We start from the raw sequence: 17277 nt of genomic DNA, 5'->3' as shown, positions 1-17277 counted from the left end.
AAAACCAAAGTGTCAGCGATATAGCGCCATGGAACTCAACACAGCCTTCCTTTCTCAATTAGCCAGCATTGTTGGCGAAACGAGCCTGATCACCAGCGAAACATCCACGCTCAAGCTCTCACGCGACTACGCCTGGTATTCACCCTTCCTAAAGGAATCACTCGCCAGCAAGCGAGCCGACGCGGTGGTCAAAGTCACAAGCGAAGAAGCACTGGAGCAAATAATTGCTACCTGTGTCGCCGAGGAAGTGCCGGTCACGATTCGCGGCGCGACCACTGGAAATTACGGTCAATGCACCCCCTTTGAAGGTGGCGTGCTGATCGACATCAACGGGCTCAACGAAATCATTGAGATTGGTGACGGCTGGGTCGAAGCCCAGGCAGGCGTCCGCATCCAAACACTCGAAAACGCCGTGCGCAAAGAAGGTTGGGAACTACGCAGCTACCCATCCACATGGGTACGCTCCACCCTCAGCGGCTATATCGGCGGCGGCTCCGGCGGCATCGGATCGGTCACATGGGGACGCCTACAAGAAGCTGGCACCATCAAAGCAGTCGACTTACTCACCGTAGAAAACCCACCTCGCAAATTTCGCCTGGAAGAGGAAGAAACACGCAAGGTGCACCACACCTATGGCACCAACGGCATCTCCACTCGCATCACCCTACGTCTCGCGCCCAAAGCTGATTGGCGACAGATCATGGTGACCAGCGAAGACTGGTGGGCACTGATGGAATTTGCCGTCGAGATGGCGGATGATAAAACCTGGAACAAGCGCCTCATCAGCGTCCACGAATGGCCCATCCCCAGTTATTTCAAGGGTTTGAAGAAATGGATCCGCAGCGACTCACATCTAATCTTTTTTGAAATCGAAGAAAGCCAATCCGAAGCCTTCAAGGCATTGGTCGCTGAGCGCGGTTTATCCGTGCAGCACGAGATCGAACCACATGAACCGCGCAAAGCGCCCATGTATTCGGATTTCACTTACAATCACACCACACTCTGGGCCCTCAAATTTGATCCAAGCTATTCCTATATGGCCAATCGCTTCGATCCCACAAACTACAAAGAGAAGATGCTCGCGATCAAAGAAAAGTTCCCCGACGAGCTCTGGTGGCACTTGGAGATTTTGCGTGACTACACCCAAGACGAACCGATCTACGCCTGTCTCACGATCTTCCGTTACACCACCCCCGAGCGCTTCACTGAGATGCGCGAATTTATGCAAAGCATCGGAGTCCCCACCGGCAGTGCCCATACTCCCTACCTCGACCAAGGCATGCACATTCATGATCTCGATGACAAACTAGCAGTCAAAGACTACGCGGATCCCAAGGGCTTACTCAATCCAGGCAAATTACAAAACTACCAGCCCGGCAGCTACGGCAATTGGGCACCTGAATCCAGTAAGAACTAATGCGGCAACTCTCGAGCGAATGCACCAGCACCGAGCTCAAGAGCGCACGCGCTCAACGCGCCCTGCTGGTCTTTGGAGGCACCGAGCAATGCGGCCCCTGCCTGCCCTGCAACATTGACACTCTGCTCGCAGACTTCCTCGCCCAGGAATATGCCACGGCACTCAGCGCCTATCGCCTGCCCACGATCCCCTTCAATACATCACAAGAGCATGGATCACTCGCAGGCACGCTCTCCTTTAGCGCGCGTATGATGCAAGCGATCAGCAGCACCTTGATTGAGCAATTGCAACAACAAGGCTACCGCGAGTTCATAATCCTAAGTCCACACGGTGGCTCCCACTGGGAAAATGCCACAGTCAAAGAACTCAATGCCACGCACCCGGACCTCACCATCATCTCCGCAAAAGATGGCGCAGCCGCAAGCATGGAAAGCGCATACCAGGCCGCCGGGCTGAGCGATCTGCGTGGCATGCACGGGGGCCCAATGCCACTCTACACGACCGCCTTTTTACGCCCGGAACTCATCCGCCCAGGTCGCTACGGCCAATGGAGCCCCGCACAAAGCGAGATGGCCTTCAATTACGGCCTACTCGAAGCTTTGTCAGCAGACGGATGTTGGGGCGAGCCCGTAGAGGTCAAACTTTGTGAGCTCGGCAAATATCAAACGATTGGGCAAAAGCTCTGGACCACATTTGCACAGCAACAGAGTCTGCACCTAGAAAACACACTCAAACGTGTCCGCACACTAAGGGCCGAACTCACATCCCGAAAACTTTAACTGCAAACATCACAGCTAAAGAAGATAGCACTATGAAATCATTTTGGGACGAACGGTATAATAAGTTTGAATACATTTACGGCATAAACCCCAACGATTTCCTCGCCGAAGTCGCACCGACAATCGCTCAACCCAAGGGCAAACGAGCCCTCTGCCTCGCAGACGGCGAAGGCCGCAATGGCGTCTACCTAGCAAAGCTCGGCTTCGACGTCACATCTGTCGACCTCTCTATCGTCGGCCTACGCAAAGCACAAAAACTCGCAAAGAGTGAGCAACAAAAGCTCACCACCATTCATGCCGATCTGGCTAATTTCGATCTAGGAATTGAGCGATATGATCTAATTGTGTCCATCTTTGCTCATTTTCCAGAGGATTTGCGCAAAAAGATTCATAAACAAATTCCACCCGCATTACGGCCAGGCGGCTCTCTCATATTAGAAGCCTATACCCCCGCAAATGTGGGGCGCGGAGTCGGAGGTCCACCAACAATCGAAACGGCCTACAGCTCAAAAACCCTAACGGAAGACTTTAAACAGCTCCTCATCCAACGCATCGAAGAACGAGAAAGAGAGATACATGAAGGCAGTATTCATAAGGGCTTATCTGCAATCATCCAACTACTAGCCCACAGGAAAAAGTGAGGCACAAAAACTACATCCCCAGCCTCAAAATCAAACTAACACTGAGATCAATGCCCAGTAGAAAGCAAAAGCCATCCTCTTAATAGGACGTCACATAATCCGACCCAGCATTAGGAATTATGTTCAAACAAATTAGAAAATAAAAATTGTGGCATGGCTGTTGCTTAGAGTGACGATGATTCGACTACCAACAAACTAAACAAGAACAACCACACCACACATGAAGATAACGCAAAATAGAGCATTGCTGTCAATGCTGTTTCTAACACCGATAGCCCACCCAGGGCTACAAGCGCAAGAAAGCGCTGACACAGAAGAACTTCCAGAGCTGGAAATGTTCATCGCTGAAGAAAGTGCAGCCGCACTCAACGATACAGTACTTCCAACGGACCGAGCCATTTCAGGCTTGTTCAACGACGCCACCAGCGTGCTGGAAGTGCCAAGATCCGTCACACTGATCTCGCCGGAACTGATGGATCAGTTCGGCATCAACGATCTAGACGACCTAGAAAAAATTGGCGCTGGCACACAGACCGTCAACTACTACGGAGTTGCGGGCGCACCCACAATTCGTGGTGTCAAGGGTGGCACATTCATCAACGGCATGCTGCGCGCATACAATCGTAACGAGATGCCACTTTCTTTCGGCTCACTTGAAGCGATCGAAGTAGTCAAGGGTCCCGCACCAGCCGACTTCACAACCACTAAGATTGGTGGTTTTGTGAATTTAATTCCAAAGTCTCCTTTCTTCGATGAAGAAAAAGGATCGATTGAACTGGAACTCGACAACTGGGGACGTAAAACACTGTCGGCTGACTATGGTGCTCCCTTCCTACTACTGGGCGACATCCCTGCCGCATATCGCGTATCCATCACTACGCAAGATGGTGAGAGTTATTACGACGACATTTATAACGACTATACTTCCGTTTACGGCGCGATTAAATTCCGCCCGAAGGATGGTGTATCCGTCTTCCTGGGTGGTGAGTATTTCGACTACAAGTCGAATGAAAACGCCGGTTGGAATCGCCCGACCCAAGAACTCATCGACGATGGTGAATATGTCATTGGCGAACCACTTAACGCAACTAGCGGCGATTGGTATGGCACTGTAGATCGCGGAGCGATGTATGCCGACACTCGCCTTGCGCTAACATCCGATGTAGCTGTAGCTAATATCGACCCAGCGCTCCTTGGATTCATGGAGTTCGTCACTGATACAGACGGCGTCGACAAGTATGTCTACACACAAGATTACTTCGACAATGGAGGTGAAGTCGTCACTAAAAGCATCGATGGTAATGAGGTCCTCTCCGACCCGGGTGACTACGCAAACTCGAATGACTTAATTCTATTCGGCGATATCGTATTCGACTCAAATCCAGATCGCACAATCACAGTTAAGGGATTGTTCGAACACATGGAAACTGAGAAGAATTCATCATATGGCTATGCATTTGAATCCGAACAAGATGTTGTCGAATTAAAAACCACTGTAACTGACCGCGCGTTGATCCCGAACACAACAATCACCTATGGTGCCAGTGTTCGCTACAGCGAGGCGATGCAACTATCTGACTACTGGGATGAACCCTTCAGCCGTCGCGACATCACTCAAGACACCATCTCGTCCAACACAATTGTTTTGGTGGGTGACGACTCACCAATTGGCGGATACAACCAATGGGGCCGCTTTGGTATTGGCGCTAACGGTGAATCCGAAATGACACAACTGGCAGCTTTCCTAAGCGGCCAATCCAAGTTCTTTGAAGATCGTCTAAGTCTATTAGGCTCGACACGCTACGAATATGCAGACTACGACGTCGGCGTGCCATCCGTAGTCGACGGACCTAGCTACTACAGCGCATCGCAATGGGCAGCGACTAAAGACGGCCACGAAGAAGGCAGTGGCGACACAGACTTCTTCAACTGGAGCGTTGGTCTTAATTTCGAATTGATTGATGATGTCTTCCTTTATGCAAATTACCAAGAAGGCACATCGGTCGCGCCGAGCCAAGCAGGCGTCATCACAAGCTCCGAAAACTTCCAAGAAAATAACCTTTGGGAGGTCGGCATCAAAGCAAGTTTCTTCGAAGGTTCGCTCTTCACCTCACTGGCTTACTATGAGTGGGAGCAAAGTTCATACAGCTCTCGCGAAGCCACTGCAAACACACTCGAAGGTGAAGGTGTCGAAGCCGAAATCACATGGCTCGTCACTGACCACCTAACACTGATCGGCTCCTACACATGGCAAGAAGTGCGTCGTATGGCACCTTTAGGCTACAGAAGTGGTCCTGCATCCGAAGAAGATTGGGCACTCAACGGCGGCACACTCCTCGTCGGTGGAGATCCAGTCCCCGCATCGAATACCGACCTGGTCTATCCGGGCACGCCACAACAAGTTGTTAAGCTATTCGGCATCTACGACTTTCACAATGGCTTCCAAGTCAACGGTGGCGTCACATGGCAAGAAGAGTTCTATACCAGCTTTGACCGCAATATCGAGCTCCCTGCCGCACTCATCTCTAGCCTAGGCGCCAAGTATACGACTGAAAAGTGGGAAGTAGGCATCGGCATCGATAACTTGACCGACGAAGATTACTTCTACGGCAGTGACCCCACATTCGCAGCGAATACACTCGTCACTAAAGCACCCGAACGCACTTACACAGTATCGTTCAAATACATGTTCTAAACGGAGCATTAGCTAAACTCTCCAGGGCGGACGGATTATTCCGTCCGCCTTTTTTTTTATTGAATCTCACTCCAGCCAAATGATGTATAAAACACAAATAATCACCTCTCTTAGCCTCTGCGCAGCCTCACTTGTTGCATATCTGGGATGCTCGGAAAAAGCAAATAGCAGCGCGCAAGATGGCCTATTCCCGATCTCCATCCAACTCGACTGGGTGGCCGAACCTGAACATGGTGGACTCTACACTGCCAAGGCACTCGGCTACTTTGAAGATGAAGGCCTTGACGTCACTCTGGTTCAAGGAGGCACGGGCTCCTATTCACTCAACAAAGTGGGCGCCAACATCGCCCAAGTCGGCCAAGCTGACAGCACCAGCGTAGTCATGGCGACTGCCAATGGCGCCCCACTCATCAACATCGCAGCCGTCTTCCAACAAGATCCCAGCGCTATGATGCTGCAAGCCAGCAATCCGATCACTGAATGGAAGGAACTCGACGGCAAAACTATCATGGCTCGCCCGGAATGGCCCTTCCTTCCGTATGTGCAAAAGCAATACAATATCACGCTCGAAGTGATCCCGCAAAACTTTCAACTCCAGCGCCTAATTCAAGATCCGAGTTTCATTCAACAAGGCTTCTACATCGCGGAGCCATTTTACGTCGAACAGCAAGGTGTCGATCTCAAGTATCTTTACGTATGGGACGCTGGCTTTGATGCCTACACCTCCCTCTTCACCAACAAGCGCTTTGCGCGCGAGCACCCAGAAGAGCTCAAGGCCCTACTACGCGCGCTCAAGAAAGGCTATATCGAATATGTCGAAGGCGATCCGACACCGGCGCACGAGATCATGTTAAAGATCAACCCCAAGGTGACGCCTGAATATTTAGCCTGGTCTCGTAATCAGATCATTAATGAAAAATTACACCGTGGCAATCCGAGCGCGGGCTTCTTTGCCGATTATCTGGAAATCACAGCCGAACGTTTCCAGAAACAAATTGATCAATTGGTGGAACTCGAAGTCATCGAAGCAGATACAATCACAGCGAAGGATGTCATGACCGCAGAGTTTTTGCCGGTAGAGTGATTTGCTGCTAGCCGAGCGCGACGCAAACACCGTCGATCGGCCTACGGCTTGTCGGGAGTGGCGAACTCTAGGAACTTATCTAAATCGATCGCCTGCTGAATCATACCCGTCTCTAGGTAGTTTTTTTGCATCGCCGCCCACTTAGCCTTGGTCATCGATAAGGTGTGATGGCCCTCTTTCATGACAAATGGCTTTAATGCTTTGGCCTGGACGGGCACCATGGCTGCGTCAACTTCCTCGCTGGCATAGGGTCCATTCACTATCAAAGCAGCAATTTCTGGCGCTCTCATGGCACGCTCCCAGCCAGCAGCCGAGGCCGCGACAAAGGCTTTTGCGATTTCAGGATGGGCCTCCACATATTTGCGGCTACTGTAGATCACCATCGAATACATCGGCATGCCCAGGTCTTCAAATAACAGTGTCCCCACGGGCTGATCTGTCATGGATTGTAATCGCAGCATTTCATCAATCGCATAGCCTTGATGGAGGTCCACCGATCCATCCAACAAGGTTTCGATTTTATGCTGCACGTTGACGGGCTCGACGGAGCCCTCCGGTAGGCCGGCGGCGGCGACGAAGAACTTAAACAGCTCATCCGTGTAGGCATGAATGCCCACTCGCTTTCCCTTTAAGTCGGCGGCGCCTTCGATGCCACTTTCCTTTAAATAAATATAGCCCGCAGGGCTCTCACGTAGAACAGCTCCCAACGCCACTAAGTCCGCGCCGTTGGCCACTGCACCCATCAAAATATAGGCCTCGGCGGTGCCGAAGGTCACCTTGCCGGAGCCCACATCTTCAATAAAATCAGTGCCATACGCAAATGGGCTGAAGCTAAAGTCTAATCCGTGCTCGGCATAAATACCGCCCACGTCGGCCCAGAAAAATCCAGCAAACTGAGCATTGGAGAACCAATCTGCCTGGAAGGTTACGGGCGTCGGTGCATCTTCTGCGGACAATTCAGAAAGCATCAGACCGGAACTCAGGCCCAACAATAGTATAGAAAAGCTAGCTGATAATCGAATCATGCCATCAACTAGCAGGAAGAATGACAATTAGGCGTGCCTGAAAAAAATGCGCTGCGTTAGTAGGTCAAGCACCCGTCTAAAGGATTGATCACGCTAGCCAGAGGTAGGGCGCGACTGGTGCGCCCGCAGATCCCAAGCAGCCATCACGATGTGGGCGTGACAAGTCGCGCCCCTACAGCCTCAGTAAGTATTTGGCTCAAGGTGCAATGATCAGAGCAATCGTCGTGCACATCCTCCTACGCTAAAGCGACGACGAACGTGCCGGCCAAGAGCTCAGACAGGACCAATAACACCCTTTCAACTCCTCTCCCTACTCGACTTCCTTCGGCTTTCCGTAAGTAGGATGCTCGTGATCTTCGGTGAAGTGCTTCTGGTCTTTATATTCAGTCAAGCCCTGAAAGATCGGCCTTTGATCCATCACACTCGGATCTTGTGCGGCATGGTCGGCATCTACTTTCGCCTGCACCAAGACAACGCGGCGCGTGACTTCGTTCTTGGTTTCCTCATAATCGACTTGGGTAAACTCACCGCGTTCCACCACGGCTTCCCCCGCAACGAATACAGTTTCCAAATTCGCCACACTGCACGCGAGCACAACGTGCTCAATCGGATTAATCACTGGGCTGGTTTCCATACTGCGTGGATCAATCAAAATCAGATCGCCCCACTTGCCCACTTCGAGACTACCGACTTGCTCCTCAATCCCCAGCACACGCGCGGTGCCGATGGTATGATAGCGCAATACATCCAAAGGCATCATAATAGTCGCATCCTGATACTTCATGCGTGTGGCATAGAGTCCCATGCGCATATTTTCGAAAGGGTCCGAAATATCGGCACTCGCTTGCCCATCGATCCCCATACCGACTTCAATGCCCATCTCTTCGTAATGCGGAATATCTGCAAGCCCGGATGCTAAGCGACCATTCGAAAGCGGGTTCCAGACCATCGTGGTACCGGACTCGCCCGTACGTTCCAGAATCGGATCCGTCACATTAATGAAGTGTGCAAAATTCAAATTCGCCCCCATCACGCCAGCTTCATCATAAACGGGAAATAGGCCTTGCTGAATCTTAGTATAGTTTGGCTCGGGATCCTCCAAGTAGTGCACTTGAATCGGGAGATCAAATTCCTTGGCCAGCGACATCTCCATCAAAGTGCTCTCGCGCCCATTCAAAAGCCCCAAGCCCGCCATCCACACAGCAGGCACGCGCGGATGCGAGGCATCGATCCCCTCTTCTTTAATAATCTCCAGGTAGCGCTCCAGCATACTGTGATTCTCTTCAGCGCTCTTATCTAGATCGACTCCATAGCCGAAGATGATGCGCGCCCCCGAATCGAGACTCCCACGGTAAAGGTCGACATACTCGTCAACAGTATTGCCCCCAGCATTCAAGGTCCAATCATAGATCGTAGTGATCCCGTGCCCTAGATAATCCATCGCGCCGTGCTTAGAAAACCAATACAAATCCGAAGCATCATAATGCGGGCCATAAGTGCGATGATAGCAATAGATCCAACCCATCAAATTATGATGCGCACCAATTCCGCGAAATGGGCTTTGATACAGATGACTATGCCCCGACAAAAAGCCTGGCATCACAATCTTACCCGTGGCATCGATCGCTTGCTCCGCACTCATTGAATCTGGCGCCTGCCCCGCCCCCACCGAAGCGATCTTGCCCTCTGCGTCGATCAACACATAGCCGCTCTCATAATAACGACCGCTACCGTCGACAGGAATAATAGTTGCATTCTCAATCAGCAACTTAGCCTCAGCCTCAGCTGCCGAAGCACTGGTTAAAGCGCCGAATGCAAGCGGCAGCGACAGAGTCAGCGCGAACAAGCGCGCAGCGGATGTGTGATGGTGTCGAATCATAAAACTCGACGTGCAGACTTCGTGCCGAAACAGAGAACGACTGCGAAACATCAGTTTTTTACCCGGACTTATCACTCGGCCCCGAGCGAGGCCGTGCGGGGGGCTCCACCATATTAATAAAAGTGACTAAATAACGGAAGGGTCGCACCAGCATACCTTGCCGTGGCATTGCTTCTTCAGAACTCGGCGCACTTTTAATTTTCATGTAGCCCTTCAACAGTACTAATTGCAAGGCGATCGCCAAAGCAAAATAGATCAAAAAGCGATGGGTATTAATCAAGCCACTCTCAGAATCCTTTAGCACCATGCCCCATCCTGTCGAAGCCAGACCTCCAATAAAACCAACCACCGCACTGAACAAAGTGACCGACAAGGTACGCTCACTTGGTCGGCACACATGCGAGAGGTATTTATTGGTGGCCGTCTGAAAACTAGAAACGGCAAAGCCCACCAACAAATAGACCAGCGGCAAGGCCATCTCCAATCGCCCGGGGAAGAGTATAATCAAGAGCCAATAAATTTGAAATGCGATGGTCGCCAAGTTGGACAAAACAAAAAATGGCTTCGAGCCCAGCCGGTCGATCCACTCTTTAATCACCAATGCCGCACCAAACATACCCACAAACTGGAGCGCCATAAGCGCCAGAATATAACTCTGGCTATAGTCCAAGGCAGTCTTCAAATAATAAACAGAGAAGGGAGTAAAAGCGTATCCAGCAACTCCATACGCCACCTGCAAGCGCAAGAAGCGCCGATAGTGGCTGGGCCTGAAACATAGCTTCGGCGCACGGCTAAAAAAGTGCCGTAGTGGAATCACCACGGGGCGACGCCCGTCGGGCAAGTTACGTAAGAAGCACAGGCTAACGACGGCTGCAATTAATGTCAGTGTGAACAGCACTCGAAACGCATTGTAAGGGCTCAGTAAATAGAATAATAAACTACTGAGTAACAGGGTCAGCACGCCCGCCAACCCCACCACCAGGGCATCCGTTGCGAAATAGCGCCCACGTATCCGTTCAGGCAATATATCAAACATCCAAGGCAGCATCGCAGTCGCGCCGATAGCGCGAAAGAAACAAAAGCCAAAGATGGATGCGATAAAGAGCGTCAGCACCCAATCCGGCGGCTGCTCTGGCGCCCAATATACAATCGTGACAGGTACAATTAAAAAGAAGCCACGAATGCCCCAAGCCCAAAGAATCTGACGCCGAAACCCTAGGATGGGCAGCAAGGCAGTGGAAGCGAGCTGGACCGGAAGCAGCAAAAACACGGCCGCGTAAATCAAGCCCACCTGTGTCGTGCTTGCTCCCAATTTCTCGCATAATAGCACCATCGGCGTGCCCAGCCCAATCATCCAGACAAAGGCATTTGCGAAGCCAAAGTAGGTGCCCTTCCGATACTGCCCCAGCTCGGAAAGCTTTAGAAAATCGTATTTGGAAGGCACTTTAAGTCACCTCTTCGATCACCGTATTCTCCAGGCGACCGATCCCTTCAACTTCAATAACAACTTGATCACCCGCTTGCAGAAAACGCTGCGGCTTACGCGCCACGCCAACTCCTGTGGGCGTGCCCGTTAAGATCACAGTGCCCGGCGCCAAGGTGGTGCTGCCACTCAGGAATACAATTAAATCGGCAACGCTAAAAATCATATCGCTGGTATTTGAGCACTGCACTTCCTCGCCGTTGAGCTCGGTTCGAATCTGCAGCGCATCCGGATCTCCAATCTCATCTGGCGTCACTAAGACCGGCCCCAATGGGCAAAAGGTATCAAAAGTCTTACCCTTACACCACTGACCACCGCTGTAGATTTTTTGCCAATCGCGCGCGCTTACATCATTGGCGGCGGTATAGCCGAGCACATGCTCCAACGCATTCGCCTGAGTGGCGTTTTTACAAGTCTTACCGATCACAATCGCAAGCTCGCATTCGTAATCAACCGAATCACTCGGCAAATAGCGCGGCAGAACAATTTGTCCGCCAGGTGCCAGCAGTGCAGTGGGACTTTTCATAGTCACTACAGGATGCTCTGGAATCGGCTTATCCATCTCAATCGCATGCGCTCGATAATTGAGGCCGATCGCATATACAGTCGTCGGCTCAACTGGCGCCAACAAGTCAGGATTCGTGACGACTTGATCAGTCTCGACCAAACCAGATAGCGGCGTGCCGTTGCACACGGTGTGGCTGCCATTTTTAAAAAGTGCGTAGCGAGGGCCCTCGTCAGTGATAATTCTGCTTATCGGCATAGTAGGAAATTTTGGTAGTTCATAAACCGAGCCGTATAGCATTTAGAATACCACATGCGCCTACGATCGCGCTTTTCATCCAGTAAATACTGATTGGCATTCTATCTGCATACGAGCCTCACACAACACAGACAAATTTAGAATAAATGAAGCCCTTAACAATAAACGAATGGCAAGCGCTCTACGCAAACAGCCGCTCTGACTGGCGACAGAGAATAGAGACTGAGCTATCGAACTGTATTGAAATAACCAATACAAGCACATTCAGCTGCAGAACGCTAGAGCGCACAGAGAGTGCGTCCAGCAGGAATCATACGCTCGCGGGACTGCCCTATGCCGTCAAAGATTTATTTAATGTAGCGGGCCACCCGACCCACGCCTCATCGATCCTACCCATACTACTCGAGAGCAGCGCAGCCGAGGATGCAGCAATTGTGCAACGCATGCAGCACCTAGGGGGCTGCTGTGTCGCGAAGACGCAAATGAACGAATTCGCCTACGGACTCTCCGGCGAGAACCCGCACTACGGAGATTGTCCACACCCCAAGCTTCCAGACTGTTTAAGCGGCGGCTCTAGCAGCGGCTCTGCCTATGCTGTAGCGGCGGGTCACCTCCCGCTCGCATTTGGAACCGACACCGGAGGCTCGATCCGTCTGCCCTCGGCATGGTGCGGGATCTATGGCATTCGCTGGACGCCCGGGTATTGCATGCAAGGCGCCATGCCATTGGCACAGAGCTTCGATACTATGGGCTGGTTCACGCGCACGGCCGACGAAATGGCAACTGTGATCGCTGCATGGTTTGAACTCGAGGCATCGCAGCAGACCAGCCCAATCAGTGGGCGCGCATTTTTCCCACAGCACCTGCTGACGCCCGAAAGCCACAAGGCCACAGTACAGTTGGCTCAAAAACTCGAACTCACGATAGAGCAAGACATGCCCCGTTTAAGCGCGTTGCTCGAGCCCTGCCAACTCGCGTTTAATGTATTACAAAGCCAGGAAGCCTACCAGTTCCACCATGAATGGTTGGAGAAATATGGTGCCGACTACGATCCCATGGTTAAAGCGCGTATCCTCAGAGGCCAGGCCTGGACCGAGGCCGAAGTGCAGACCGCTCAAGACACGCGGCTACAAATCCGCAACTGGTTCGACGCGTATTTTTGCGAGCATGACTATCTAGCGATGCCAATCTGCCCGGGCCCCACTTTGCCCGTCGATCAAGCCAGCCCCAAACTGCGCGAGCAAACACTGCAACTCACCACCGCGGCAAGTCTGGCTGGACTTCCGGCGCTATCCGTTCCCGTATGGATCGACAGCACGCGATCGGTCGGCATACAGTTCATATTTAAAGACCCGACCCCCACCGTGCCTCTAGCACTTCTCGACCTATGCAAAAGCATCTAAAAAAACACGCCTTCACACTCTGGCTATTACTCGGAGTAGGTCTGGCGATACTCTTCCCTGAACCAGGTGCCAAGGGCGGCCTGCTACACCCGGAAATCACCACTAAACTCGGGGTGAGCTTGATCTTCTTATTACAAGGCCTCTCACTACCGACTAGTGAGTTGACCCGCGGCTACAAACCCAAGCGCTTACACGCCTTTGTGCTTTCTTGGAACTACCTAGTCTTCCCACTAGTCATCGGCCTCCTGCTGCTGCCACTCTCGCTAATACTCCCCGCAGAATTGCGCTTAGGATTTTGGCTGCTCTCGATCCTGCCTACCACCGTTTCCTCGGCGGTGGTCTTTTCCACTGTTTCCGGCGGCAACACTTCCAATGCGATTTTTGCTACGGTCTTTTCCAACTTAGTGTCCGTGCTATTGGTGCCGACTGTAGCAGTCACCTACCTAGCCGCAGAGACCGAAGCCAATATCTCACTCATCCCCCTATTTTCAAAACTGTTTACTCTGATCATTTTGCCTCTAATCATCGGGCAAATAGCGCGTAAAGCATTGCCTGCGGTCGCGGCGAGCATCTGCAAAAAAACCAAACCTTGGAGTAATTGGATCATTATCTTCATTGTCCACTGTGCCTTTGCCCAAAGCGTACACTCTGGCTTTTTGGATCAGCTCAGCGGCCGCTCCATCCTATCGGTAGTCGGTAGCACGGTCTTCATCCTACTACTCTGTAGTCAACTGGTCTGGTGGACTGCAGCCTGGATCCACCCCACACGCGAGCAACGCATCACCGCCTTTTACTGCGCGAGCCAGAAATCACTCGCGACAGGGCTGCCACTCGCCACCTCCATCCTTGCCGCCGCCCCCGGCGTCGTCGACACCGCCGCGGTCTTGATTCCACTTATGTGCTATCATCCGGCTCAATTAGTCTTGGCAGGATTCATTTCAGGTAAATTTGCACAGCTTCCTGAAGCACCCGCACACAGTGGCACAAAATGAGCTTAGCTCTCCTCCTTTTAATCAATGCTCCCCGTGACGCCATTGACGCCAAGCGCGGCACATTCGAAACGAAACCACTATGCACACCTTAGACAAATCAATCACCTACAATGCCTGGGACAACAGCATCGCCCCACGTATTGAAATCGAATCCGGCGACAGCATCCTCATCGAAATGGAAGACTCCAGCGATGGCCAAGTACAGCCAGGACAGTCGCTCGAAGACTTTGTCAAAATCAACTTTGACCTGATCCATGCACTCACGGGGCCCGTCGCCATCAAGGGTGCACAGCCCGGCGACACCTTAAAAATTGAGATTCTAGAATACATTCACAAGGGCTGGGCCTGGCAGAGTATCAACCCGGAAAAATGCTTCCTGCCTGACGACTTTGATGACTTTTACCTGCACCACTGGAAACTTGAAGGCGACAAGACCCACAGCATGCCAGGCATCGAACTGGCGCTCCATCCTTTCTGTGGAATCCTAGGCGTGCAACGCGCCGAGTCCGGCGCATACCGCACACGCCCCCCAGGTCCGTATGGCGGCAACATGGACGTCAAGCACCTCACGGCCGGCAGCACCCTCTACCTACCCGTATTAGTCGAAGGCGCTCAACTCTGCGCAGGCGACGCCCATGCCGCCCAAGGCGATGGCGAGGTTTCCATTAACGGGCTCGAAGCACCGATGGATGTGAAACTACGCATCAGTATCGACCAAGAGGTCTCCGTTGATGCACCTTATATCTACACCACGCCGGAGCTATCCCCTGCTGCCTACGCCGGCTCGCGCTATCACGCCTTCGTCTGCAGTGGCCCCGACCTAAAACAAAACGCACAAGACGCAGTGCGCCGGGCGATCGATTATTTAATGAAGCGCGCGAACCTGTCAGCCGAGCAAGCCTTCCTAGTCTGTTCGGCCGTGCTCGATCTAAAGCTCAGTCAAGTGGTGAATGTGCCCAACCTCACCGTGACCGGTTATCTGCCCGAAGCGATATTTGTCGACCACTAGGAGCGCAATGCCGCCGCGGGCAGCAAGCTCGCGGCGGCGCCTCGTTTTACATCAAAAGCATCTGTCCCAGCACGCCTAAGATGAAGCCACTCACCGCCCCCAAGGGCGGCGCCCAGCGTCGCGCTAGCTTAGCTTGCGGGGCAATATCGCCGAAGACGATATATAAAATCCCCCCCGCCGCGAATACAGAAATCGCGGCGACCACCTCAACATACGAGCGGAGTAAGTAATAGCCACCTCCGGCAAAAAGCGGCCCCAACAAAGCCATCAGCATAAAACACCGCAGCACTAAGCGAGACGACAACTTCCCCTCACTCATCATCTCACGATAAGCATTAAAGCCTTCTGGCATATTTTGCATTGCGATCAAAAGCGCCAGCAGCAGCCCTCCACCAGAGCCCGAGCTAAAGGTCGCCCCCAATGCCAGCGCCTCTGGTAAAAAATCTGACAACATCGCCACCAGATTCGAAGCCTGAATTTGAGAACGTGCGAGGTATATGTCCAAAGCAATCATCGCAAAGCTCCCCAGCAAAAACCATAAGACCACTGCCCCCGCAGACAAGTGCGCCATACCATGTGGTATCAACACCAGCGCGACCGCAGCAATCAATGCACCCCCACCAAAAGCGATCACGAAATGGCGAAACTCATTTTCCAGCCATGCCGGGTGAATCGATTCTATTTTAGCGAGAAATCCCCCCATAGGGATCGTCGCCCCCGCCAATAAACCTAAACCAACTATAGACAACAAGGGTTCCATCTATGATATTAAGTCGAAATCACAGGTAGAGTCAAATGAAGCAAGCAACGCGAGTTAAACTCAAGTGATAAACTGAGGCTCAACACACAAGCGCCCCTGCCATGTATCTTCGAGCTCCAGCATACACTCGAACTTTTGCAACAATTGATCATTACGTAAATTCCAGCGAATGGGTGTCAAATCTAAGTCGGGTGGAGCCTCCGCAAAAAAGCGTTCAATCACAATGCCAGGGTCCAAACGCTCGATAAAACGACACATCAATTGCAAATACGCCTCAAGCTGGTAAAATTGAAAGTCTTGCGGGTGCCGCTCATAATCCGTCACCATCGCAGTGCCTCGAATCAATTGTAATTGATGAAATTTAATCGTGTTCAAAGGCAAGCGCGAGAGCATCTCCGCCTCAGCCAAGAGCATCGCCTCCGTCTCGCCCGGCAAGCCAAGGATCAAGTGAGTGCCCACCTGAATCCCCCGCGCCGCCGTCTGGCAGATCGCATCCTCAGCTTGCGCAAAGGAATGCCCCCGGTTGATCCGCTTCAAGGTGGCGTCGTAGCAAGACTCAATCCCGATCTCCAAGACCACATACTTCGTTTCGGCCAAGGCTTGAAAATAGTCCAATTTCTCCGCATCCAAGCAATCCGGACGCGTGCCAATGACCAAACCAATCACCCCCGGCACCGCCAGCGCCTCCTGATAGATTCGCTTCAAATGCGACAAAGGCGCATGTGTATTTGTAAACGCCTGGAAGTAAGCCAAATGCCGAGCTGGACTATGATAACGCTTCTGATGAAAACGCATGCCCACCTCAATCTGTTCCCGCACGCTCACCTCCGGCCGACAATACGAAGGATTAAAGGCCTCATTATCACAAAAAGTGCAGCCCCCAAAGGCGACCGTTCCATCCCGATTCGGGCAATCAAAGCCCGCATCAATGGAGACCTTTTGCACCCGCTCACCAAAGGTCTTTTTAAAATACTGCGGATAGGCATTAAAGCGCCTCGTATGCTGCCAAGGATACATGCCACAAATCAGCGCCCCGCCAGTCACCGCCGCAAGCCATTTTCTATCGCGGTGCTCAAGCATACGCACAGCTTACACCCACGATAACTCACGATTGAGAGAGCAACATATAGACGTATTGAAAATCTGGCATGCCGGGGCGTAGGGAGAGGAAAACGACGAGAGGCGTAAGAGACTCGGCCCGGTTCCCCCTTCGCTAAAGCTTCGGAGGACGTGTCGGCGGCGCAAGCGCCTAACTACGCCGGGGCAGGCTTCGATCTCGTTTTACTCGATCGAAGCACTTAAAAGTGCTTACTCGCAAAAGATCGGCCGGAATGCGATTTCAAATAG

Annotated in this window: 14 protein-coding genes; 8 read left to right on the top strand and 6 right to left on the bottom strand. The window is 52.2% G+C overall.

From position 1 onward, the window contains the following. The first annotated feature begins 28 nt into the window (after positions 1-28). The 5 genes from QEH52_RS14675 to QEH52_RS14655 all read left to right on the top strand — a co-directional run bounded on the left by QEH52_RS14675 (position 29) and on the right by QEH52_RS14655 (position 6616). On the top strand, positions 29-1417 hold the full coding sequence (locus QEH52_RS14675; protein ID WP_308951450.1) for an FAD-binding oxidoreductase: 1389 nt from the start codon (positions 29-31) through the stop codon (positions 1415-1417). After that, a complete protein-coding gene (locus QEH52_RS14670; RefSeq protein WP_308951449.1) occupies positions 1417-2196 on the top strand; it encodes a creatininase family protein in 780 nt (259 codons plus the stop codon). Before QEH52_RS14675 ends, QEH52_RS14670 begins: the two co-directional genes overlap by 1 nt. Positions 2197-2228: 32 nt before the next feature. Continuing rightward, positions 2229-2837 (top strand): class I SAM-dependent methyltransferase, encoded by a 609-nt coding sequence (locus QEH52_RS14665; protein ID WP_308951447.1) that lies wholly within the window; start codon positions 2229-2231, stop codon positions 2835-2837. Positions 2838-3090: 253 nt separating this feature from the next. Next, the gene (locus QEH52_RS14660; protein ID WP_308951445.1) at positions 3091-5532 is read left to right on the top strand and encodes a TonB-dependent siderophore receptor; all 2442 of its coding nucleotides are present in this window, start codon (positions 3091-3093) and stop codon (positions 5530-5532) included. 79 nt (positions 5533-5611) lie between these two features. Beyond that, positions 5612-6616 carry an ABC transporter substrate-binding protein gene (locus QEH52_RS14655; protein ID WP_308951442.1) on the top strand — a complete coding sequence of 335 codons (1005 nt, stop codon included), beginning with the start codon at positions 5612-5614 and terminating at the stop codon, positions 6614-6616. 41 nt (positions 6617-6657) lie between these two features. Here QEH52_RS14655 and QEH52_RS14650 read toward each other — a convergent pair whose 3' ends face one another. From QEH52_RS14650 to QEH52_RS14635, 4 genes are all read right to left on the bottom strand, one after another. After that, positions 6658-7641, bottom strand: coding sequence for an ABC transporter substrate-binding protein (locus tag QEH52_RS14650; RefSeq protein ID WP_308951440.1), 984 nt, complete (start codon positions 7639-7641; stop codon positions 6658-6660). 310 nt (positions 7642-7951) lie between these two features. Then, positions 7952-9520 carry an amidohydrolase family protein gene (locus tag QEH52_RS14645; protein ID WP_308951438.1) on the bottom strand — a complete coding sequence of 523 codons (1569 nt, stop codon included), beginning with the start codon at positions 9518-9520 and terminating at the stop codon, positions 7952-7954. Between the two features lie 58 nt (positions 9521-9578). After that, positions 9579-10964 carry an MFS transporter gene (locus tag QEH52_RS14640; protein WP_308951436.1) on the bottom strand — a complete coding sequence of 462 codons (1386 nt, stop codon included), beginning with the start codon at positions 10962-10964 and terminating at the stop codon, positions 9579-9581. A gap of 1 nt (position 10965) precedes the next feature. Then, positions 10966-11766, bottom strand: a complete 801-nt coding sequence (locus tag QEH52_RS14635; RefSeq protein ID WP_308951435.1) for a fumarylacetoacetate hydrolase family protein — start codon at positions 11764-11766, stop codon at positions 10966-10968. 146 nt (positions 11767-11912) lie between these two features. Here QEH52_RS14635 and QEH52_RS14630 point away from each other — a divergent pair, with 146 nt between their 5' ends. The 3 genes from QEH52_RS14630 (at position 11913) to QEH52_RS14620 (ending at position 15170) form a co-directional block, all read left to right on the top strand. Next, positions 11913-13169 (top strand): amidase, encoded by a 1257-nt coding sequence (locus tag QEH52_RS14630; protein ID WP_308951433.1) that lies wholly within the window; start codon positions 11913-11915, stop codon positions 13167-13169. After that, the gene (locus tag QEH52_RS14625) at positions 13154-14161 is read left to right on the top strand and encodes a bile acid:sodium symporter family protein (protein WP_308951431.1); all 1008 of its coding nucleotides are present in this window, start codon (positions 13154-13156) and stop codon (positions 14159-14161) included. The genes QEH52_RS14630 and QEH52_RS14625 overlap by 16 nt, the downstream gene beginning before the upstream one ends. A gap of 79 nt (positions 14162-14240) precedes the next feature. Next, positions 14241-15170 (top strand): acetamidase/formamidase family protein, encoded by a 930-nt coding sequence (locus tag QEH52_RS14620; RefSeq protein WP_308951429.1) that lies wholly within the window; start codon positions 14241-14243, stop codon positions 15168-15170. Between the two features lie 46 nt (positions 15171-15216). Here the strand turns inward: QEH52_RS14620 and QEH52_RS14615 are convergent, their stop codons facing one another. After that, positions 15217-15930 (bottom strand): ZIP family metal transporter, encoded by a 714-nt coding sequence (locus QEH52_RS14615; protein ID WP_308951427.1) that lies wholly within the window; start codon positions 15928-15930, stop codon positions 15217-15219. 60 nt (positions 15931-15990) lie between these two features. Further along, positions 15991-17010 (bottom strand): tRNA modification radical SAM protein MnmL/YtqA, encoded by a 1020-nt coding sequence (mnmL, locus tag QEH52_RS14610; protein ID WP_308951425.1) that lies wholly within the window; start codon positions 17008-17010, stop codon positions 15991-15993. Between the last annotated feature and the right edge of the window lie 267 nt (positions 17011-17277).

Origin of the sequence: Thalassobacterium maritimum (genome assembly GCF_031127805.1) — a bacterium.
Taxonomy (GTDB): domain Bacteria; phylum Verrucomicrobiota; class Verrucomicrobiia; order Opitutales; family Coraliomargaritaceae; genus Thalassobacterium; species Thalassobacterium maritimum.
This window is presented reverse-complemented; position numbering and strand designations above follow the sequence as displayed.